The organism is Gaetbulibacter aestuarii (assembly GCF_039537665.1).
In the GTDB taxonomy this organism is placed as follows: Bacteria; Bacteroidota; Bacteroidia; order Flavobacteriales; family Flavobacteriaceae; genus Gaetbulibacter_A; species Gaetbulibacter_A aestuarii.
The window spans coordinates 318645-341114 of record NZ_BAABAY010000001.1; the positions used below are offsets into that span (position 1 = coordinate 318645).

General features: G+C 39.1%; 21 protein-coding genes. 9 read left to right on the forward strand and 12 right to left on the reverse strand.

The features are described 5' to 3' along the window. Window positions 1-107: 107 nt before the first annotated feature. On the reverse strand, window positions 108-2720 hold the full coding sequence (mutS, locus tag ABD682_RS01325) for a DNA mismatch repair protein MutS (protein ID WP_344738176.1): 2613 nt from the start codon (window positions 2718-2720) through the stop codon (window positions 108-110). 133 nt (window positions 2721-2853) lie between these two features. Between mutS and ABD682_RS01330 the strand changes: the two genes are divergently transcribed. Then, window positions 2854-3390: an RNA methyltransferase gene (locus ABD682_RS01330; protein ID WP_344738178.1), complete on the forward strand. Its 537-nt coding sequence runs from the start codon at window positions 2854-2856 to the stop codon at window positions 3388-3390. 58 nt (window positions 3391-3448) lie between these two features. Here the strand turns inward: ABD682_RS01330 and ABD682_RS01335 are convergent, their stop codons facing one another. From ABD682_RS01335 to folK, 4 genes are all read right to left on the reverse strand, one after another. Next, window positions 3449-3862 (reverse strand): DsrE family protein, encoded by a 414-nt coding sequence (locus ABD682_RS01335; RefSeq protein WP_344738180.1) that lies wholly within the window; start codon window positions 3860-3862, stop codon window positions 3449-3451. A 17-nt stretch (window positions 3863-3879) separates the two neighbouring features. Continuing rightward, window positions 3880-4566 (reverse strand): twin-arginine translocation signal domain-containing protein, encoded by a 687-nt coding sequence (locus ABD682_RS01340; RefSeq protein WP_344738182.1) that lies wholly within the window; start codon window positions 4564-4566, stop codon window positions 3880-3882. A gap of 134 nt (window positions 4567-4700) precedes the next feature. Continuing rightward, the gene (locus ABD682_RS01345) at window positions 4701-5654 is read right to left on the reverse strand and encodes a c-type cytochrome (protein ID WP_344738184.1); all 954 of its coding nucleotides are present in this window, start codon (window positions 5652-5654) and stop codon (window positions 4701-4703) included. A gap of 203 nt (window positions 5655-5857) precedes the next feature. Continuing rightward, window positions 5858-7012 (reverse strand): 2-amino-4-hydroxy-6-hydroxymethyldihydropteridine diphosphokinase, encoded by a 1155-nt coding sequence (gene folK / locus ABD682_RS01350; protein ID WP_344738186.1) that lies wholly within the window; start codon window positions 7010-7012, stop codon window positions 5858-5860. Window positions 7013-7084: 72 nt separating this feature from the next. Here folK and ABD682_RS01355 point away from each other — a divergent pair, with 72 nt between their 5' ends. From ABD682_RS01355 to rpsU, 4 genes are all read left to right on the forward strand, one after another. Beyond that, window positions 7085-7789 carry a queuosine precursor transporter gene (locus ABD682_RS01355; RefSeq protein ID WP_344738188.1) on the forward strand — a complete coding sequence of 235 codons (705 nt, stop codon included), beginning with the start codon at window positions 7085-7087 and terminating at the stop codon, window positions 7787-7789. A 136-nt stretch (window positions 7790-7925) separates the two neighbouring features. Next, the gene (locus ABD682_RS01360) at window positions 7926-10595 is read left to right on the forward strand and encodes an AsmA-like C-terminal region-containing protein (protein WP_344738190.1); all 2670 of its coding nucleotides are present in this window, start codon (window positions 7926-7928) and stop codon (window positions 10593-10595) included. Between the two features lie 149 nt (window positions 10596-10744). After that, window positions 10745-11608, forward strand: coding sequence for a sigma-70 family RNA polymerase sigma factor (locus ABD682_RS01365; protein WP_344738193.1), 864 nt, complete (start codon window positions 10745-10747; stop codon window positions 11606-11608). A 26-nt stretch (window positions 11609-11634) separates the two neighbouring features. Further along, window positions 11635-11829 carry a 30S ribosomal protein S21 gene (rpsU, locus tag ABD682_RS01370; protein ID WP_344738195.1) on the forward strand — a complete coding sequence of 65 codons (195 nt, stop codon included), beginning with the start codon at window positions 11635-11637 and terminating at the stop codon, window positions 11827-11829. A gap of 54 nt (window positions 11830-11883) precedes the next feature. On the opposite strand, the gene ABD682_RS01375 is transcribed toward rpsU, so the two are convergent. Next, the gene (locus tag ABD682_RS01375; protein WP_344738197.1) at window positions 11884-12678 is read right to left on the reverse strand and encodes a DUF2797 domain-containing protein; all 795 of its coding nucleotides are present in this window, start codon (window positions 12676-12678) and stop codon (window positions 11884-11886) included. 41 nt (window positions 12679-12719) lie between these two features. On the opposite strand from ABD682_RS01375, the gene ABD682_RS01380 reads away from it, so the two are divergent. Continuing rightward, the gene (locus tag ABD682_RS01380; RefSeq protein WP_344738199.1) at window positions 12720-14237 is read left to right on the forward strand and encodes a GH3 auxin-responsive promoter family protein; all 1518 of its coding nucleotides are present in this window, start codon (window positions 12720-12722) and stop codon (window positions 14235-14237) included. A gap of 294 nt (window positions 14238-14531) precedes the next feature. On the opposite strand, the gene clpX is transcribed toward ABD682_RS01380, so the two are convergent. The 6 genes from clpX to ABD682_RS01410 all read right to left on the reverse strand — a co-directional run bounded on the left by clpX (window position 14532) and on the right by ABD682_RS01410 (window position 20038). Beyond that, on the reverse strand, window positions 14532-15764 hold the full coding sequence (gene clpX / locus ABD682_RS01385) for an ATP-dependent Clp protease ATP-binding subunit ClpX (protein ID WP_344738201.1): 1233 nt from the start codon (window positions 15762-15764) through the stop codon (window positions 14532-14534). 74 nt (window positions 15765-15838) lie between these two features. After that, entirely contained in the window at window positions 15839-16513 is a 675-nt protein-coding gene (clpP, locus tag ABD682_RS01390; protein ID WP_344738203.1) for an ATP-dependent Clp endopeptidase proteolytic subunit ClpP, read from the reverse strand. Window positions 16514-16658: 145 nt separating this feature from the next. Next, the gene (tig, locus tag ABD682_RS01395) at window positions 16659-17987 is read right to left on the reverse strand and encodes a trigger factor (RefSeq protein WP_344738205.1); all 1329 of its coding nucleotides are present in this window, start codon (window positions 17985-17987) and stop codon (window positions 16659-16661) included. Window positions 17988-18158: 171 nt separating this feature from the next. Continuing rightward, window positions 18159-18521, reverse strand: a complete 363-nt coding sequence (locus ABD682_RS01400; protein ID WP_344738207.1) for a phage holin family protein — start codon at window positions 18519-18521, stop codon at window positions 18159-18161. Between the two features lie 39 nt (window positions 18522-18560). Further along, a complete protein-coding gene (locus tag ABD682_RS01405) occupies window positions 18561-19325 on the reverse strand; it encodes an alpha/beta fold hydrolase (RefSeq protein WP_344738209.1) in 765 nt (254 codons plus the stop codon). Continuing rightward, window positions 19325-20038 carry a pyridoxine 5'-phosphate synthase gene (locus ABD682_RS01410; RefSeq protein WP_344738211.1) on the reverse strand — a complete coding sequence of 238 codons (714 nt, stop codon included), beginning with the start codon at window positions 20036-20038 and terminating at the stop codon, window positions 19325-19327. Before ABD682_RS01410 ends, ABD682_RS01405 begins: the two co-directional genes overlap by 1 nt. 88 nt (window positions 20039-20126) lie before the next feature. Between ABD682_RS01410 and ABD682_RS01415 the strand changes: the two genes are divergently transcribed. The 3 genes from ABD682_RS01415 to porG all read left to right on the forward strand — a co-directional run bounded on the left by ABD682_RS01415 (window position 20127) and on the right by porG (window position 22469). Further along, window positions 20127-20786, forward strand: coding sequence for a CBS domain-containing protein (locus ABD682_RS01415; RefSeq protein ID WP_344738213.1), 660 nt, complete (start codon window positions 20127-20129; stop codon window positions 20784-20786). Window positions 20787-20788: 2 nt separating this feature from the next. Next, window positions 20789-21673 carry an NAD kinase gene (locus ABD682_RS01420; protein WP_344740789.1) on the forward strand — a complete coding sequence of 295 codons (885 nt, stop codon included), beginning with the start codon at window positions 20789-20791 and terminating at the stop codon, window positions 21671-21673. Window positions 21674-21776: 103 nt separating this feature from the next. Continuing rightward, complete coding sequence (gene porG / locus ABD682_RS01425; protein ID WP_344738215.1) at window positions 21777-22469, forward strand: type IX secretion system protein PorG; 693 nt, start codon at window positions 21777-21779, stop codon at window positions 22467-22469. The last annotated feature ends 1 nt before the right edge of the window (window position 22470 follow it).

Consider the following 22470-nt stretch of genomic DNA (forward strand, 5'->3'; position numbering starts at 1 on the left):
TTTTGCGGTTTTACCTGCCACAGCAGGTCACTTTCAATTAGGCAGGTGCAAATTTAAAATATTTCTAGGAAATCCAAAGCCTTTTATAAAAATAAATGGATTTATTTTCAGGCTTGTTTTTTCTTTACCAGCATGCGCTTTATCTCGTTGAGTTTCATCAGCGCTTCTACCGGTGTCAGGGTATCAATATCGGTATGCAGGATCTCCTGTTTGATGTTCTCCAGCAAGGGATCGTCGAGGTTAAAGAAGCTGAGTTGCATCTCGTCCTGTACCGCTTTCATCTTATCGGTAAGCTCTTCACTGGAATGCGACTGCTCCAGTTTTTTCAGGATCTTATTGGCTTTATGCAATACCTGTTGTGGCATCCCGGCCATTTTTGCTACATGAATGCCGAAGCTGTGCGCCGAGCCACCTTCCACCAGTTTACGCAGGAATAACACATTATCTTTTAATTCTTTTACTGACACATTGAAGTTCTTAATGCGCTCAAAAGTTTCGGTCATTTCGTTCAGTTCGTGGTAATGGGTCGCGAACAGAGTTTTCGGTTTTGCCGGGTGTTCATGCAAATATTCACTGATCGCCCAGGCAATGGAGATCCCGTCGTAAGTACTGGTGCCCCGCCCGATCTCATCCAAAAGTACCAAACTACGATCCGAAATGTTGTTCAGGATGGAGGCCGTTTCATTCATTTCCACCATAAAGGTCGACTCGCCCATCGAAATATTATCGCTGGCACCAACACGGGTAAAGATCTTATCCACCAGGCCAATGTGCGCTTCTTTCGCCGGTACAAAACACCCGATCTGTGCCAATAACACGATCAAAGCCGTTTGCCGAAGGATGGCCGATTTACCGGACATGTTCGGCCCCGTGATCATGATGATCTGCTGTGACGTACGATCTAAAAACACATCGTTTGCTATGTAGGCTTCGCCATGCGGCAACTGCTTTTCGATCACCGGATGACGCCCGTCTTTGATTTCAAGATCGAAGGAGTCATCAAGCGTTGGATAGACATAATCAGTATCCCTGGCCAGTTGCGCAAAACCACAGAGACAATCCAGTTGGGCGATAAGCGCCGCATTTTGTTGCACGGCCTTAATGTACTGATGCATCCAGCTTACCAGATCGGCAAAGAGTTGTTGCTCGATGGCCAGAATGCGTTCTTCGGCACCCAGAATTTTGGCTTCGTATTCTTTGAGTTCTTCGGTGATGTAACGCTCGGCACTTACCAGGGTTTGTTTCCGAATCCAACTTTCAGGCACCTTATCTTTATGCGTGTTACGCACTTCAATATAATAACCGAACACGTTGTTCGAGGCAATTTTTAAAGAGGTGATGCCCGTACGTTCGGTTTCGCGTTTCAGCATGTCGTCGAGGTAATTTTTACTCGTTCTTGACAGCCCGCGCAACTCATCCAGCTCTTCAGAAAAACCGGGCGCGATGGTATGGCCTTTCAGCACATTCACCGGCGCATCCTCATTTAAGGTTTCTTTTATTTTATCGCGAAGCACATCACAATTCTGAAGGTGATCGCCGATTATTTTTAAGGATTCATTAGCGCAATGCGTGGCCAGGGCCTTGATCGGTACAATGGCTTCCAAAGAATTTTTCAGCTGGATCACTTCTTTCGGATTCACTTTTCCGGTTGCCGTTTTAGAAATGAGTCGCTCCAGATCACCAATGTGTTTGATGTGATTTTGAATTTTACCGAGCACCGCATCCTCCTGACTCAGATAATGCACCACTTCATGACGCTGTTTTATTTTTTCCAAACGCTTCAACGGTAAGGCCAGCCAGCGTTTCAGGAGTCTTCCGCCCATAGGCGAAATGGTCTTATCGATCACATCCAAAAGCGTAACCGCATTTATATTTGGCGAATGATATAACTCCAGATTACGCATGGTGAACTTGTCCATCCACACATAATCATCTTCCGCAATACGCGCAATCGATGTGATGTGCTGCAACTGATGGTGCTGGGTTTCGCCCAGATAATGCAAAATAGATCCGGAAGCGATAATGCCTTCATAAAGATCTTCCACACCAAAGCCCTTTAGCGTTTTAGTATTGAAATGTTTGATCAGTGTTTCGTAGGCATAGTCGGTTTGATACACCCAGTCTTCGAGGTAAAACGTATGGAATTCCTTGCCAAACGTTTCGTTGAATTCAGTGCGTTTTTGTTTGGACACCAGGACCTCACTCGGACTGAAATTCTGCAGGAGTTTATCAATATATTCAGCGTTTCCCTGGGCAGTCAAGAATTCCCCAGTGGAAATATCCAAAAAGGATACGCCAAGATAAGTTTTATCAAAATATACCGAGGCCAGAAAGTTATTGGATTTGGAGGTAAGTACCTCATCATTGAGCGCCACACCCGGTGTAATGAGTTCCGTGACGCCGCGCTTTACAATGGTTTTGGTTTGCTTGGGATCTTCCAGCTGATCGCAAATAGCCACGCGCTCCCCTGCTTTTACCAGTTTAGGTAAATAGGTGTTCAGGGAATGGTGCGGAAAACCTGCCAACTCCGTTTCACTGGTGCTTCCTGCGCCACGTTTGGTTAGAATAATACCTAAAATACCGGCCGCCTTTACAGCATCTTCACCAAAGGTCTCGTAAAAATCGCCCACGCGAAACAACAACAGGGCATCAGGATACTTGGCCTTGATGGCGTTGTACTGTTTCATTAAAGGCGTTTCTTTTGCAGATTTTTTAGCCACTGGTGAACTCGGTTTTAAATGTTACTTTTGTAAAAAATTGTAGCAGGCAAGGTACTATTAATTTCATGTTTTTTGAAGTTGATCATTTAGAAGTTATCTACAATTAAAACAAGATGTCAACAATTATATTTCCATGCGAAAATTAAAGAATAGCGAACTGGACCGACTGAGTGTTGAGGGTTTTAAAGCGGCCGAAAAAACCCCGATCATTGTGGTTTTAGACAATATCCGGAGCCTGAACAATATTGGTTCGGTGTTTCGTACCTGCGATGCCTTCCTCATAAAAAAAATATACCTCTGCGGCATTACGGCCACGCCACCGCATAAGGATATTCATAAAACGGCTTTGGGGAGTACCGAAACCGTAGCCTGGGAATATGCTGAAAACACCATGGATGTGATTGAAAAACTTAAAGCTGAAAACGTTCATGTCTGCGCCGTGGAACAGGCTGAAAAAGCAACCATGCTCGACGATTTTCAAGTTGAAATCAACAGGACATACGCCCTTGTTTTTGGTAATGAAGTGAAAGGCGTTCAGCAAGACGTTGTAAGTGCCAGTGATACCGTTCTGGAAATTCCGCAATTAGGCACCAAACACTCTTTGAATATTTCAGTGAGTTGTGGTGTGGTGGTATGGGACCTGTTCTCTAAATTAGAGAAAGCAAAATAATATTCACTTAAAATACAAATCATAAAAAACTCCGGAATATCCGGAGTTTTTTCTTTTTTTACTTAACCTCTTTAATATAGCCCCAGCCTTCCTGTTGCTTATTATAGATCTCCACGATACCGTCGGGAACGGTCTTTACACCATCGATCAATGCGGATGCGTCGATATTGTGCCGCTTCAAGGTACCTTCGCAAACCACGAAGGTCACATTTCCTTTTTTAGCCAGTTCCCACACCGCGCCTTTTACGCTGGATTTATCCTTCAGGGCCATATCCACAGAGCCACCGTACATCACCACCTCAAACTGAGATTGAGGATAGGCCTCAGACATGGCCTTCACATGGCGGATCGCTGTGCTGTGTACATCCTGATCACCACTGGTAACATCAAATACAATTTTAACCGGTTTATCCTGCGCCAATAGTGTCAGCGACAAGAAAAAGGTTAAACATAAAAATACAAATCGTTTCATTGCTCTTTGTTTTTAGATTAACCTCCGGCAAAAATGTACCCACATCCGTGTTCCTGTGCTCTACCTAAGGCCCAAACGCCTGAAGGTACGATCTGCACTCCCGGTAATACGCCGTCTACCATTTCTTTGTAAACCGCATCAGCTTCCATATTCATGCCCTTAGCCAGGAAACCACTGTATACGTTCAGAGCCAGGTTGCACACGCAGAACATCGCGCCGCGTTCCTGTAAGCGTTTGATACCATCAATACCCGGAAGGATGAAATCGCCATCGCCTGGTTCATAGACCATGTTTCGTACAGCAGGTTCTCCGGTGGTCAGATCAGTGATCTTAAAGAATTCGCCTAACTTATATTTTGCCCATAATGCGTCTTTTAATGCAAAAGCAATGGCGTTGTGGCGTAATACGGTCATGGCGGTCATATCTTCATCAGGTGTGCCGGCCTGATTGTTAGATAAATAAAATGCCCAGTTCCAAATTATAGGAAAACTGTCGTGCGGCGTAGAACCATCGTAAACAATACGGTGTGTTCCTTTGATTTTTTCAAACCATTTTTCCGGATCACCAAGGGTGTTTTTGTCGAAGTTTGCTACATTAGTACTCGCATGGAGTGGATTTCCAAATACTGATAATCCACTCGCCGCAGCTCCAAGTGCCAAAGCTCCCAGAAAATCCCTGCGGGAGTTAGTGATGTTGTTTTTCATAATTTGTTTGTTTGTTGTTTGTTGATACTATTATGAGAGGCGGCGCAGGGTAGTCCGAGGGAATTCTAAAGTTAGTAAAAATAAGCGTTGGTTCAACCAACCCATTTAAAATCAGGTAACTATGTTACAATATATTATTTCGTTTTTTCCATATTGAAAGTCGTTTTATAATATTCCATTATGGGTTGAAAGGGTCCTAATTGATGTTGTTCCACCGGAAAATCATCCACATAAGGCGGATATGGTGTAGACACCGGTTTTTTCTTAAGGTCAGGAAAATCCTTTTCTAGATTTGGTTTCACCGGACGTTGTTGCTGGTTGATATAACCGGCCACATCGTAGGATTCGGCATCGGTTAGTGTAGGCTTGGTATATTTTACACCAAAAGGCATATTTCCTTTAATGAACTGTGCCGCAGTGATCACGCGGGTCATTCCCGCACCATTGTTATATGAATCGGGGCCCCAAAGCGGTGGATATAAATACCCGGGACCATTCGGTTTTTTCATACCTTTCCCTTCTGCCGTGTGACAAACCACGCAATTTGTGATGAATATCTCCTTGCCTTTTTCCAGATCTACGGCACGTTCAGGTATCGCGATCTTCAAAAAACCCTGACCTGTTATTTTTCCATCGTCCGGAGCATAACGTCCCAACCAGTTTAAATAACGTTTCAATGCCATCATTTCCGGACCAGTTTCAGGCATTACCCTGCCGTTCATACTGCGTTCCATACAACCGTTGATACGTTCTTCGATCGTTCCGATCTTATCCTCACGACCGCGATACTGCGGAAATCTCTGGATCACTCCAATTAATGGACCGGCGTAAGGTTTGGTTCCGGCTGCTAAATGACAATTGGTACAGGCCAGATTATTACCTGCATATGTTTTGTTGGGATCATCATTTCCCGGACCGATATATTGGGTGGTATTCGTGAAGATCTCATAACCCAGTTTGATCTCCTGATTCTCTTTGGAATCCTCCAGATTATGCACATCGTAATCCCTTAAAAAAATATCAACTATTTCCGTTTTGGTAGGATGAAGCGGCGTTTTGATCTCAATAATATTTAATTTTTGAAGCATAAAAAGCACAAATATCACCGCGATCAGGCAGTATAAACAGGACCTGAGTTGCTTGAAAAGTTTAGTTTTATGAAAATCGAATGCGCCCAAATAATCCAACATTTGGAGTCGATTATTTCAAAGCAAATAAGAAGCTTAAGAAAGATACAAAAAAAATCAAGTAAAGCGTTGTATTCCCTGTTATTAGTAAAGAAATCGGTTGTTTAGTTATCTCCAGACGGTATTTCTGTATTACAAATCTCACCAAGGATCCATAAATAATCTTTGCGGTTTTGAATAAAGTCCCGATCGGAAATATCGATGATCTTCACATTAAAGTCCTTCTGAGTCTTTAAAAAGTTCAAATACCCTTCATTGATCTTTTCAAGATACTCATTAGCGATATTTTGCTCGTAATCGCGACCACGTTTTTTGATGTTCTCCTGAAGCCGTTCTGTATTTTGATAGAGATAAACATAAAGATCAGGTTTCCGTAATTCCTTATACATCAAATAGAAAAGTTTTCGATATAAGTTGAATTCATCTTCCGCAAGGGTGATCTTTGAAAAAATCAGCGATTTGAAAACATCATAATCACTTACTATAAAATCTTTGAAAAGATCGAGTTGTGAAAGATCGTCTGAGATCTGCTGGTACCGATCTGCCAGAAAGGACATTTCCAAAGTAAAAGCATAACGGTTGGCATCCTCGTAGAACTTGGGCAAAAAGGGATTATCCGCGAAGCGCTCCAAAATCAATTTGGCGTTAAAATCATGAGCGATCTTTGTTGCCAAACTGGTTTTTCCCGCACCGATATTGCCTTCGATAGCAAAATAACTGTACTTTGAAAAATCTAGTGCTTTACTCGGATTCTTCAACCAAATATTAACGGGTTCCAGAACCGATTTATCTTTACATGTTTCAAGGAGTTCACTTATGGACTTGTGCAACACCGGATGTTCCAGTTTCGGCGCCAGATCATTCAAAGGTTGCAACACAAAGCGACGGTTTTGCATCTCAGGATGCGGAATTTGCAGTATTTTGGTGTGGAAAACCTCATCTTCCACCAAAATAATATCCAGATCGATACTGCGATCCTGATATCCCGGTTTTGAAGATCGCATACGCCCTAATTGCTTTTCAATTTTAAGCAAGGCTTTTAAAACCTTTACCGGGGCAAGCTCGGTTTCAAGGATCAAACAACAATTAAAAAAATCGTCCTTGCTTTCAAATCCAACAGGCGGCGATTTGTACACTTTCGAGATCAGTTTGATCTGACCAATATTCAAATGGATCGCATCAACAGCTATTTGTAGATTTTTGAATTTATCGCCCAGATTGCTACCAAGCGCGAGATAATATGTTGCTGATTTTTCCATAAGCGAGCACAAAATAACTAAAACAAATTTTATTCTTTTATATTTACGGAACCTATTTATTCACAATTATAAATGACACAAAAAGACAAGCTACTTGCCCAACGTATTTATCTCCTTTTGGGCGCCCTGTTTATCACATCCCTTGTAGTTTCCAATCTTATTTTTCAAAAGTTCTTTTATTGGTACCCTTTCGATATTGAAATTTTTGGGACAAAGCTTTTTGAAATTTCTGTTGGGATCCTACCCTATCCGATCACATTTTTGATCACCGACCTCATCAGTGAGATCTACGGTAAAAAACGTGCCAACGATGTGGTTACGGTAGGTGTTTTTGCCTCCATATTCTCTTTGGCTATCATTTTTACAGCGGCTTCGGTACCTGCAACACCCTGGAGTTATGTAGATGATGATATGTTCCAGCATGTGTTCGGAAATTCGGCTGTGGCTGTATTTGCCAGCATGGTAACCTATTTATTAGCACAATTTATCGATATTCATATTTATCACTTTTGGAAACGCGTAACCAAGGGGAGGCACTTGTGGATCCGAAATAACTTTTCTACCTGGTTCTCGCAGTTCGTCGATACCTTCTCTATTACCTTTTTACTTTGCTTGTTCGGCATCATCCCCTGGGAAAATTTTGAGGGTTTACTGATAAGCGGCTTCCTATTCAAGCTCATTGTTGCCATTTGCGATACTCCTTTCTTGTATTTTGGTGTGTATCTCTTCAAACGCCGCTTCAAAATCGGTGTAAATGAAGAGCTGGAATTATTGTAAAAGCGAGAATTATCGCTTATATTCAGCCTGAGCAATTTTAAAGAAGATTAACCCATTTCAACCGTTCGCTGTTTTTATTCGTATATTAAAATAGTGACCAAAATTTCCGCGTAAGCGGTAATACCAAACCAGAGTTATGAAAAAGTTTTTAAAGATCTTAGGCGTAGTATTCCTTGTTATTTTCGCCTTACTTATTATTCTTCCATTTGCCTTTAGCGGCAAGATCAACAGCTATCTTGAAAATACCATAAATGAAAATCTCAATGCCAAGGTTTCCTTTAGTGATGTGAGACTGAGTTTTATTCGGAATTTTCCAAACGCTCATATTGCGATCTACGATCTGAAGGTTAACAATTTAGCTCCTTTTGAAGGTGAAACCCTTGCTACGGCTAAGACTATTGGTTTTACCATGTCGATAGGCGAACTTTTTAAGGATCTGGAAAAAGAACCGCTTGTGATCGATAGATTTTCGATTGATGAGGCTTTGCTGACTTTAAAAACTGATAAATACGGGAATAGTAATTACGACATTACAAAGACTGATTCTTCAGCAGTTAGGTCCGAAGAACCTTCAACCCTAAAATTCAGTTTGGAAGATTATAGTATCAATAAAAGTGCTGTAACCTATGAAGATGAAGGGTCACAGATCAAATTGGATATTACAGAATTAAATCATAGTGGCCACGGTATTTTTTCTGCTGATACCTCTGAACTCGACACAAAAAGTGATGCCAATATCAGCTTAAGCATCGAAGGCACCAATTATTTGAGCAGTAATCCTGTAAAACTGGATGCGCTTATCGGGCTTGATATCCCGAACAGTAAATACACCTTTAAAGAAAATAAAGGTTTTATCAACCAATTACCCATCGCATTTAACGGTTATGTTCAATTGTTAGATGAAGGCCAGGATGTGGATATCAGTTTTGAGAATCCGGAATCAGATTTTAAGAATTTCCTTGCTGTCATTCCTGAAACCTATTCCAAGAATATCGAAAATGTGCAAACCACAGGTAGTTTTAAAGTGAAAGGTGTGATCAAAGGGCTGGTAACCGATACCACGATCCCAACTTTGGATATAAGCATTAAATCGGACAATGCCTCATTTAAATATCCGGATCTACCAAAACGCGTGACCAATATTACCATCGATACTGAGATAAAAAATACAACCGGCAAAACCGAGGACACTTATGTGGCGATTAATGCGCTGAATTTTAACATTGATGATGATAGTTTCCGCTCCGCGGCCACACTAAAAAATCTGATGGATAACATGCAGGTAACTGCTCATGTTGACGGTGTGCTGAATCTTGCAAAAATAAGTCAGGTGTACCCTATTGCTATGAAAGAAAAGCTCAGTGGCATTTTAAAGGCCAATGTGAATACGGCTTTTGATATGAATGCCATCGAGACCAATGCTTACGAGCGTATCAAAAATAGTGGAACGGCCAGTATTACGAACTTTAATTACAGTTCTGCGGACATGTTACATCCTGTAAAAATAGCCAGTGCGAACGTGCAATTCAATTCAGGTACGGTAACCTTGAAGAATTTCAATGCAACAACGGGTGAGAGCGACATTAATGCCACAGGAACCATTAAGAATTTGACAGGTTTCTTACTGAGTGATAATACCCTTCAAGGTAATTTCAACCTGGTTTCGAAGCTCATTAAAGTAAACGATTTTATGTCGGATGAAAATGCTTCAGGAACCGAAAACAAAGGTTCTGAAAATTTAAAAATTCCGGCCTTTTTAGATTGCACGATCAATGCTCAGGCTGAAACCGTGGTTTACGATAATTTAAATTTAAAAGATGTTTCAGGAACCTTAACCATCAAAGACCAAACGGCTACTTTGAAAGATCTGAAATCCAGCATATTTGATGGTGCCTTAACCGTTTCGGGTGAAGTATCTACACAACAGGAAACTCCAACATTCAAATTGAATTTAAATGCAAATTCCTTTGATCTTGGTAAATCATTTAAAGGTTTAGAACTCCTTCAAAACATTGCTCCTATCGCCAGATTATTTCAAGGAAAATTAAACAGTGATCTGAATATTTCAGGAAATCTGACTCAGGATTTTTCTCCAAATTTAAGTACCGTTTCCGGTAATGCCCTGGCGGAACTTTTAGCGACGAAGATCAGTAGTACGGAGAGTCCGCTAATAAGTAAATTAGGAAGTTCTTTGCGATTTATTGATTTTGATAAACTCAATTTAAAAGACTTAAAAACAAAAGTGTCTTTTGCGGATGGCAAGGTTCAGGTAAAACCCTTTGAGTTTAACTATGAAGATATTGGTATTACTGTATCCGGCTCCCACGGTTTTGACAAAACGATGGATTACAATGCCGTATTTAATGTACCGGCGAAATATCTTGGAAGTGAAGTGAACCGCCTGATAGGAAAGATCGACACCAAAGAAGCTAACAATTTAAGCATTCCCGTAACAGCTCATATTGGAGGTACTTTTAGTAATCCGGATGTGAAAACGGATTTATCTAGCGGCATATCAAACCTTACCAAACAATTGATCGAAATTGAAAAACAAAAAGCACTGAATGCCGGAAAAGATAAAGTTAAAGGTATGCTTGGAAATCTTATTGGAAACAATCAAACCAAGTCTGATTCTTTAAAACAAGAGCAAAGTAAATCGGTACAAAATGTTTTAGGAGATCTTGTGGGCTCCAAAGAGACAACAACCGATTCTACAAAAACAACGACCACGACAAAAGAAACGGTTAAAAATGTGCTAGGCGGCTTGTTAGGGAAAAAGAAAAAGGCTCAAGACACCGTAAAATAAATTTTCTGTATTATCAAAAAAATGCTAAAAAATCATAAAAAAATGCTAAAATTTGCCATTTTTCGTTGTATTTGAAAAGAAATAAGACCAAAAATTAGGTTTTTTTAATAATTCGTTTATGTTGTAGTAAAACAAATTTTCTACAACATATGAGGCAATTAAAAATAACCAAGCAGGTTACTAACAGAGAGTCGAAATCGCTGGACAAGTACCTTCAAGACATCAGTAAAATTCCGCTAATTACAGCAGATGAAGAAGTAGAATTAGCACAACGGATTAAGAAGGGTGATCAGCAGGCTTTAGACAAATTAGTAAACGCCAACTTGCGATTTGTTGTTTCGGTTGCAAAACAATACCAAAATCAGGGATTGAAACTTCCCGACCTAATAAACGAAGGTAACGCCGGATTAGTTAAGGCTGCCAAACGTTTTGATGAAACTAGAGGTTTCAAATTTATTTCTTATGCCGTATGGTGGATCCGTCAGGCCATCTTATCAGCTTTAGCAGAACAAGCACGAATTGTTCGTTTACCGCTAAACAAGATTGGTTCTATTAATAAAATTAACAAGGCTTATTCCAGTTTAGAACAGGAAAATGAGCGTCCGCCGGTTCCGGAAGAAATTGCAAAACGTCTGGACATATCCGTAAGTAACGTAAAACAATCCTTAAAAGTTTCGGGACGCCATGTATCTATGGATGCACCGTTGAAGGAAGGTGAAACTTCGAATTTGTACGATGTTGTTAAATCCAATGAATCACCGCGTCCGGATAATGGTTTAATGGAATCTTCATTGAACATTGAAGTAAACCGGGCTTTGGACACTTTATCGCCTCGTGAAGCGGCGGTAATCAAGCATTATTACGGTATTAGTCAAAAACAACCGATGAGTTTGCAAGAAATTGGAGATCAATTTGGTTTAACACGTGAACGCGTGCGCCAAATTAAAGAAAAAGGTATCAGACGATTACGACACACCTCGAAAAGTAAAGTACTTAAAACCTATTTAGGATAACCCTGAAAAAAAATTAAAACTACATTATGCTAAAAATTATAGTAAAAGATGGCGAAAGTATTGAACGTGCTTTAAAACGCTACAAACGTAAACATCGAAATATTAAAGTGATGCAAAACCTTAGAGAGGGTCAGTTTTTCACCAAACCTTCTGTTAAGCGTCGCCGCGAAATTCAAAAAGCCGAATACATTCAAAACTTGAGAGATCAAGAAGACGTTTAATGGTAGAACATCTTTAAAAAAATTTAAGACCCGTCGCCTTCAAGACGGGTTTTTTTATGCTACGGTAATAGTAACGACCAGACCTTCGTTACTTCGAATATTAAAAACTGTATCGTCTTCAAAAATGAGATACTGCCCCTTTATACCCACCAGTTTTCCGGTATAACTTTGGGCTTTAACCAAATTTAAACTTTTTGGTTTTACAGGATATTGAAGCACGGGAAACTCCAGGTTGATTTCCGAATTATTTTCAATAAAATAATCCTGAGCTTCTTCAGGAATACTCGATTTTAATCGTTCGCGCCAGGCCACAAGATCTTCATCCTTAATATCATTTTTAAGCATGGTGCGCCAATTGGTCTTGTCGCTCACAAAGTCCTTGAGGGCAACCTCGGTAATACCGGCTAAATAGCGGTTTGGGGTTTCAACAATTTCAATGGCTTCATGGGCTCCCTGATCGATCCACCGCGTAGGTACCTGACTTTTGCGGGTTACTCCAACCTTAACGTCACTGGAATTTGCCAAATACACAATATGCGGTTGTAATTGCACTTTTTTTTCATATTCCAGATCACGATCTTCTTCTCCCAAATGTGCCTTGCTGAGTTCGGGCCTGATAACCCAATCGGCTGCCTGCGGAATATCAAAAAAACAGTCCCGGCAAAAACCTTGTCGGTAAATCGGTTTGTTCAATCCGCAATTCAAACACTGGTATTTTTCAAAACGAATACTTATGGTTTTTCCCAGCAATTGATTCATATTGATGAAATCATTTTCAAATACTAAATAGTACTGAATTGGCTGTGCAAACTCACTTTCCATTTTTGTTAAAACACCTTGGTAGTTCATAAAAAAAAGTCTTATTTTTAAAACTTAAAGATAAAACAAATATGCCAATACCTATAGTAAATTCGGTGGCTTCATGGTTTTTAAAAAAACGATTTCATCAAATTGAATTGTTTTTAAAATATCCCAATGAAGTACAACATGAGCTACTCATGTACCTCCTTGATTTTGCTAAGGGTACTGAATTTGGCAAACAATACGACTTTGCCTCTATTTCCAGTTACAATACTTTTGCTGAGCGCGTTCCTATTAAGAATTATGATGGCTGGCAGGATGCTATAGAGCGCTCACGACATGGTGAACAAAACATATTTTGGCCCACGCCGATTAAATGGTATGCCAAATCCAGTGGCACCACCAGATCCAAAAGTAAATTTATTCCCGTAAGTATGCAGTCTTTGGAAGATTGCCATTATGCTGCAAGTAAGGATTTGCTTTGCATGTATTTTAACAATAATGAGGAATCGAAATTATTTACCGGAAAAAGTTTAAGATTAGGAGGTAGTAAAAAATTATACAAAGAGAACGGCACCATCTCAGGAGATCTTTCGGCCATCCTTATTGATAATATGCCGTTTTGGGCGGAATTCAGCAGTACGCCAAGTAATCGCGTTTCATTGATGAGCGATTGGGAATATAAAATGCAGGCTATTGTTGATGAGACCATTCATGAAAACGTAACAAGTTTAGCTGGCGTGCCATCGTGGATGTTGGTATTATTAAATAACGTTTTAGAGACCACAGGAAAAAATCATATTCATGAGGTTTGGCCTAATTTAGAAGTTTATTTTCACGGCGGTGTAAGCTTCACCCCTTATATCAATCAATATCATAAATTATTACCCAAGAGCGATTTCAAATATTACGAGATCTATAATGCCTCCGAAGGCTTTTTTGCAATACAAGATCAAAACGATTCTAATGAGCTTTTATTGATGTTAGATTATGGTATTTTTTATGAATTCATCCCGATGTCGGTTTACGATACTCCTGAAGAACATGCTATCCCCTTGAGCCAGGTACAATTAAATGAAAATTACGCCGTGATCATTACGACGAATGCCGGGTTATGGCGGTATAAGATTGGCGATACTGTACGATTTACTTCTTTGAGTCCGTATCGCATCAAGATTTCGGGGCGTACGAAACACCACATCAATGTGTTTGGCGAAGAACTTATTATTGAAAATGCTGAAGAGGCCTTGAAACAAGTTTGTAAACAAACCGGTGTTGAGGTGATAGATTATACGGCTGCTCCTATATTTATGAAGGGCAAAGAAAAAGGCGCTCATGAATGGCTGATCGAGTTTAAATCGGAACCTCAAAACCTGGAGGATTTCACGGCGCGTTTTGATAATGCCCTAAAAGATGTAAATTCCGATTATGAAGCAAAACGTTATACGAATATTACACTGAAACTTCCCAAGATTCACGTGGCTCGAAAAAATCTTTTTTACGATTGGCTGAAGCAAAATAACAAATTAGGCGGTCAGCATAAAATCCCGAGACTCTCAAATTCTCGAAACTATCTGGAGGAACTATTGGAACTTAATCGGGGGTAATCGAGAAAGACGAAAACCAACGTTTTTTTGTGTAAGATAAATCAACCTGAAGCTTAGAAATTATTAATTAAATCGACTAAATACACTGGTAACAGTGCTTTAAACGAGTATTTGGTCTTATCATCTAATAATTAATTGACTGTATTGCGTAGAAACTTGTTTCAACCTATTTTTGAATCGATTTCAGACATGGTTAAGAATTTTTCATAATGTCTCTTATTAATTAAATCATCCATAGAAAATAAAAAAACCACCTGAATCAGGTGGTTTTCTTTTTTTAATGATATTCTGATTTTAAGACACTGCCTTAAGTTTTTTCAAGGTGGTCTTCGTTAATTTATCTTCAGCATATGGCTTGGTTACATTGAGTTTTTTCTCATCGCTACTTGGCATATCGAACATGGCATCCGTTAAGATTTCTTCACAAAGTGAGCGCAATCCACGGGCACCTAATTTGTATTCGATGGCTTTCTCTACAATAAAATCCAAAGCACCATCGGTAATCGAAAATTCAATATCGTCCATTAAGAACAGTTTTTTGTACTGTTTAATGATGGCATTTTTTGGTTCTGTAAGGATGGATCTCAATGTTTTGGAATCTAAAGGATTCATGTGCGTTAACACCGGTAAACGACCAATGATCTCAGGAATTAATCCAAAATCCTTCAGATCCTTAGGAATGATGTATTGCAATAAATTACTATGATCTACACTATCTTCAGACATGGACGCACTGTAACCCACAGCCTGCATATTCAAACGTTTGGAGATCACCCTATCGATACCATCAAAAGCACCACCGGCGATAAACAAGATGTTTTCAGTATTAACTTCTATAAATTTTTGGTCCGGATGTTTACGACCTCCTTTTGGAGGAACGTTAACTGTGGTTCCTTCTAAAAGTTTTAATAGCGCCTGTTGAACACCTTCACCAGACACATCACGAGTAATGGATGGATTATCGCTTTTACGCGCGATCTTATCGATCTCATCAATGAAAACAATCCCTTTTTCAGCTTTTTCCAGATTGTAATCGGCAGCCTGTAGGAGTCTGGTTAAAATACTTTCAACATCTTCTCCAACATAACCGGCTTCTGTTAAAACTGTGGCGTCAACTATAGCCAATGGCACATTCAGCATCTTGGCGATTGTTTTTGCGATCAAGGTTTTACCGGTTCCGGTTTGCCCCACCATAATAATATTACTCTTTTGGATTTCGATATCGTCTCCGGAAGGTTTTTGTAATAAACGTTTATAGTGGTTATAAACAGCTACGGACATTACTTTTTTAGTATCGTTTTGCCCGATAATATATTCGTCTAGAAATTCTTTGATTTGAAGCGGTTTGCGCAATTTCAGTTCAGCGGACAAATCGTTACTGTCGCTTTGCTTGGATTCTTCAATAACAATACCATGCGCCTGCTCGATACAACGATCACAAATGTGTGCATCAAGACCTGCAATTAACAAGTTTGTTTCCGGTTTTTTACGACCGCAAAATGAGCATTCTAATTCTTCTTTTGCCATTAATCTTTACTGATTTTGAGAGCGTATCTATAAAAATACGGGTGTACCAAAGATATAAAATTACAATTTTTTCTTTAATTACGGGCTAATATCTCGTCAATCATCCCATATTCTTTCGCTTTATCGGCTTTCATCCAATAATCGCGATCACTGTCTTCGTATACTTTGTCGTAGTCCTGACCACTATGCTTACTTATGATCTTATATAATTCCTCTTTTAAGGTAATAATCTCGCGAGCCGTAATTTCAATATCGCTTGCCTGGCCTTGAGCGCCACCTAAAGGTTGGTGAATCATCACACGGGAATGGGTCAATCCGCTACGTTTTCCTTTCTGACCGGCACATAATAACACGGCTCCCATAGAAGCAGCCATTCCGGTACAGATGGTGGCGACATCGGGTTTAATGAACTGCATGGTATCGTAAATTCCTAATCCGGCATAAACACTTCCACCCGGGGAATTGATATAAATTTGAATGTCTTTAGAGGCATCGGTACTTTCTAAAAACAATAACTGAGCCTGTACAATATTGGCTACCTGATCGTTGATACCGGTTCCTAAAAAAATAATACGATCCATCATTAAACGCGAAAACACATCGAAAACGGCTATATTCATTTGACGTTCTTCAATAATGTTAGGCGTTAAATTAGTAGGATACATACTACTAATGATTTTGTTGTAGTAGTTGCTGTTAATACCTTGATCTTTTATGGCGAATTTTTCAAACTCTTTTGCGTAATCCATAGTTTGTTTACTGTAAATTTTAATTATTAATTGATATCAAAAAAACTGTTGAAAGCATCCTGGGTTTTTGCAGTTGATCTGAGAATAAAAAAGCGTTTAAATCAACAAGATTTAAACGCCCTAAATATAGTGAAATATTATTTACTTACTTATCGCCGTATACTTCTTTAACAAACTTTTCGTAACTTAATTCCTTTTCTTTAATATTTGCTTTTTCTTTATATAGTTCAAGTAGTTTTTGACTTATTAATTGCTCTGAAATTCTACGTGCTTCATCCTGATTTGAAAGTACACGTGCAGCAATATCGTCAAGCTCTTTATCAGAAGGATTCATTTGACCAAACTGCGCCATTTGTGCTTTGATCATTTTTCTAGCGTGATCCTTGATATCTTCCATGGTCACTTTAATATTGTTTTCCTCGATAAGTTTCCCCTCGATCAATTGATAACGCAAGCTTTTTTCTGATTTTTCGTACTCCTCTTTTGCCTGATCCAAATCCATTTCTTTTTCTCCGGCTGTTTGCATCCACTTGGTTAAGAACTCGGCAGGAAGATCGAACTTCGTATTTTCAACCAGGTATTCAGTAACATCGTTCAGTAACTTTTGATCTGATTGTTGCACGAATTGCTTCTCAGCATCTTCTTTGATCTTAGCTTTCAATTCGGTTACGGATTTTACAACATCTTTACCAAATAATTTATCGAACAGTTCCTGATCAAGGTCTGCCAATTCTCTTTTATTGATCTCTGAAATGGTAAATGTTACCGTGATATCCAAACCATGTACTTCATCATGCCCTAATTTCAAAGCATGCATAAGTTCGTGATCGTCTTCATAAAGTCCTTTGGTCTTCAATTCAAAAGAATCGCCAACTTTAGCTCCAATAAATTTCTTTTCAGTAGCTTTTCCTTTGAATTTATCCAGCGTTAGAGTTACTTTATTTTCAATATCGCGATCGTCATTAACAAAGGTTCCTGTAATCTCGCTTTCTTTTTTCACTTCGGTTTCAGGAACTAATTTTCCGTATTGTTTCTGGATACGTTCTACCTGCTCATTGATCATTTTATCATCGGCAATAATGTTGTAGTGCGTAATCGGTTTTTTACTTTTTAAGTTCACTTCAAATTCAGGTGCTAAACCCAATTCAAATTCAAAAGTAAACCCATCACCATTCCAGTCGATATCATCTTGTTGTTTTGGAAGCGGTTGCCCAAGTACATCAAGCTTTTCTTCTGTTAAATATTTATTTAATGCATCCTGCAATAACTTGTTCACTTCATCTACCAATACTGCTTTTCCGTATTGTTTTTTAACCATACCCATAGGTACATGTCCTTTTCTAAATCCGGGAATATTCGCGGTTTTACGGTAATCCGATAGAATTTTTTCAACCTTATCGCTGTAATCTTCCTTAGCGATATCCACTTTCACTACTGCATTTAATGCATCAACGTTTTCTCTTGTAATATTCATTCTTTAATGATATAAACCTTTTTATTATTTAATATGCGGCTATCGCGATAGCCAAAAATCGGGATGCAAAAATAAAACATTTTTACATCGCAACAAAGTTTTTAAATACTTGATTTTATGGGATTTCCCTGACCTATTTCATTACGCTTAAAATTGGTGATAAAGAAGGCTTTAATTCCTTTTTCGGTCTTCTTCTTTTAAGGTTGAATGGAGAATAGATTGTAGTATTGATAATAATAAGCTGAAGAAAATGGCCGTCCAAAAGCTATCGATTCCGAAACCATTTACCAGAGAAGCTGTAATTTCTAAAATAATCGCATTAATGACTATAAGAAACAATCCTAGAGTTACGATGGTAATAGGTAAGGTGAAAATGACCAAAATGGGTTTCACCAGTAAATTTAAAACTGAAAGCACAACTGCCACGATAATGGCCGTCCAATAATTATCTAAAGTCACACCATAGCCTCTTAAAAGGTTTGCAATAACAAAAACAATGATGGCATTTAGTAGCAATTTAATAATGAGTTTCATGAATCTGTTTGATTTGTATGTTTTTTAAAATTACGAAAACTATTTTATAAAATCCATCACCGCTTTGTAAAAGGCCTCCGGGTTTTCGGCGTGTAACCAATGCCCCGCGTTTGGAATAGTTTCAATGGTGGCCTTCGGAAAATAGTTCTTAATAATCGCTTCGTCATCTGCGCCAATATACTCGGAACGATCGCCACGTAAAAACAAGGTTTCTTTGTTGTAAGTAGCATAAGACGGTAAGGCTTCACCTACCTCAGCAACTTCTTGTTGTAAAACGTCCAGATTGAGACGCAGACCTAATTTTCCTTTTTCTTTCCAGTACAAATTTTTTAGTAAGAACTGGCGGATACCCAAATCTTTAATGTGCTTACTTAAGGCCTCATCGGCATCACCTCTACTTTCCATCTGATCAAAATCCAATGCCGCTAAACCATTCAAAATCCAATCGTGATGCACCGGATAAAAACGTGGTGAAATATCAGCAATAATAAGTTTTTCAACCAGCTCCGGATAAAGCGTAGCAAAAAGCATCGCTGTTTTTCCACCCATGGAATGTCCTAAAAGAATACTATTTTTTAGATCGTGTTTTTCGCAGTAACGTTTAATATCCTCCGCCATAACCTCATAATTAAAGGTATCGCTCCAGGAACTTCGCCCATGATTACGCTGGTCAATAAGATGCACCTGGAACCCCGCTTCACTGAATTCCTTTCCAAGGGTTTTCCAATTATCTCCCATCCCCAGAAAGCCGTGCAAAATGATAAATGGCTTTCCTTCGCCAATAATATTCGAATATAATTCCATTATTTCAGTTTTTGCAGATACATTTGGATCACATTTTCCACACCTAGATACAAACTTTCTGCGATCAGGGCATGCCCGATAGATACTTCCATAAGGTTGGGAATTTGTGATTTAAAAAACTGAATATTCTCCAGAGACAGATCATGCCCGGCATTCACACCCAAACCTAATTTACCAGCCAATTCAGCCGCAGCTACATAAGGTTTTATAGCATCTTTATTTCCCAGGTCGTATTGTTTGGCAAAAGATTCCGTATATAATTCGATGCGATCTGTTCCGGTAGCCTGAGCTCCTTCAATCTGTTTTAGAACCGGATCGACAAAAATTGATGTTCTGATACCATTACTTTTAAATTCCTGAATCACCTCCGCCAAAAAATCTTTATGCTTAAGGGTATCCCAACCGGCATTACTGGTTATCGCATCCACAGCATCAGGAACTAAAGTAACCTGAGTAGGTTTTACCTCCAGAACAAGATCTATAAATTTTGTAATGGGATTTCCTTCAATATTGAATTCGGTATACACCTCAGGTTTTAGATCGCGGGCATCCTGATACCGAATATGACGTTCGTCCGGTCTGGGATGAATAGTAATGCCTTGCGCTCCAAAACGTTGCGCATCTTTTGCAAATTGTACCACATTAGGTACGTCGCCACCTCGGGAATTCCGCAGCGTGGCTATCTTATTAATATTTACACTTAACTTGGTCATCATCGTTAATTTAAACACAAAAATACAAACTAGAAGGCCGTTTTTGCTATTTTTTTGATTAATTTGCAGTATAAGACTCCTAAGAGAAATGACGCTTTCAGATTATATTATAAACGACATAAAACCCATCTCTGTAAATAGCAAGGTGAGTGAGTTGCAACAGCTATTTAATCAGCTTACCTATTCACATATTCCTGTTCAAAATGAGCATGGCACTTTTATTGGGTCGTTTTTTGAAACCGATGCGCATTGCTTTGAAAGCGATAAACCGGTAAAGGAATTCCTTTATTCTCTGGAAGATTTTTTTGTTCGCGATACCACACTATGGCTAGATGTACTTGAAGCATTTGCGGTGAATAACGCGAATATTATGCCTGTTCTAAATGCCAATAGCGATTATTTGGGTTATTATGAACTTAATGATATTATTGGCCTGTTCAATGAATCGCCATTTTTCTCTGAAGCCGGAGGTATTATTGTGGTCGAAAAAGGTATCAACGATTACTCTTTTAGTGAGATCAGCCAGATCGTAGAATCCAATGACGGTAAATTATTAGGCGCTTTTATTTCAAGTATGAATACTGATCTGGTTCAAATTACCTTGAAAATTGGCCAGGCCGGTTTAACGGATATTATTCAAACCTTCCGCCGTTACTCCTATAATATTATTTCAGGTCATGAAGAAGATAGTTATGTTGAAAGCCTAAAAGAACGGTCGAATTACCTTAAAAAATACCTCGATATATAATGATGAAAGTTGCTGTTTTTGGAAGATTTTACAATGCGACAACTACCGAATCGGTAGAAACCCTGTTTCATTATTTATTGAACAATGACATTGATGCTTATATTGAAACGGCCTTTTTGAATTTAATTAAGCAAGAATCTCAAAACAGCAAAGATTACTTTTCATTCAAAACCTTCGACACACTCGACGATTCCTTTGATCTCCTGGTAAGTGTGGGAGGCGATGGAACTATTTTGCGAGCCATCACCTTTGTGAAGAATATCGATATCCCAATAATTGGTATCAATACAGGACGCCTCGGATTTTTGGCAACTGTATCTGTTAATCAGATTGAAAGTGCATTCAAGAATATTATCGAAGGAAAATATCGTATTTCTGAGCGGAGTCTGCTCTCCGTGGAAACGTCGCCGGAAAGTAAAGACGTTTCCGCCTTGAATTTCGCCTTAAATGAGGTTGCTGTAAGTAGAAAGAATACCACTTCGATGATTAATGTTGAAACCCTCCTGGATGGCGAGTATTTAACAACGTACTGGAGTGACGGGCTGATCGTATCAACACCTACCGGCTCAACAGGCTACTCATTGAGTTGCGGCGGTCCTGTTATAACGCCGGGCACAAACACCTTTGTACTTACCCCAATTGCGCCGCACAACTTAAGTGCCCGTCCGCTTGCAATTCCCGATTCTACCGTTATTCAACTTAAAGTGGATGGCAGAGAAAATAGTCATTTAATTTCCCTCGATTCCAGAATTGCTACTTTAGAGAACGGTACCATCATCACTATTAAAAAAGCCGATTTTAAAATTAAGATGATAGACCTTCTGGACGAAAGCTTTCTTGTAACCTTAAGGAAAAAACTCCTATGGGGCGAGGACAATAGAAATTGATCAAAACAATAAATTCACATAAATCCTGTTTTAATCCATACAATTCCCCTCAAATTGTTATGGACTCAGCATATTTGTTATATTTGCAAACTTTTGAAATTATATGAGGCAAGCAACCATCTTAATAATAAGCTTATTGTGCCTGCAATTAAGCTACTCCCAAATTCATGAAATTGGTATTTATGCCGGTGGCAGCAATCTTATTACCGATATAGGCTCTACAAAATACATCAACCCTGATAATCTGGCACTTGGCTTGATTTATAAACTTAATATGAGCCCCAGACATTCCTGGCGCCTTTCAGTTATTTATGCCGATATTGATGCCTACGACAGTAAATCAGAGGATCCCCGCCGTATTCAACGAGATTACAGCTTTGATAGCAACCTATTGGAAATTTCAGGAGGGATGGAATTTACCTTTATAGATTTCGACCTCCATTCCGGACTTCCCATGGTTACACCCTATTTATATTCAGGAATTAGCGCTTTTCGTTATGACGAATATTATTATTTCGCCGGTAATCAAACCAGTGCGAATAAAAAAAGCTGGTCTTTCGGAATACCTATGACTTTAGGTATTAAGACCAATATTTTAGGTAGCTTTGTAATAGGCGTCGAAGTTGGCGCTCGATATACCTTTACTGATGCCCTTGATGGGAGCAACCCAGACGATGCTGCTTTAAAACAATACCGCTTTGGCAATATTAATAATAATGACTGGTATATGTTTTCCGGAATTACCTTAACCTATACCTTTGGGGAAAATCCTTGTTATTGCGAACGATCAAAATAAA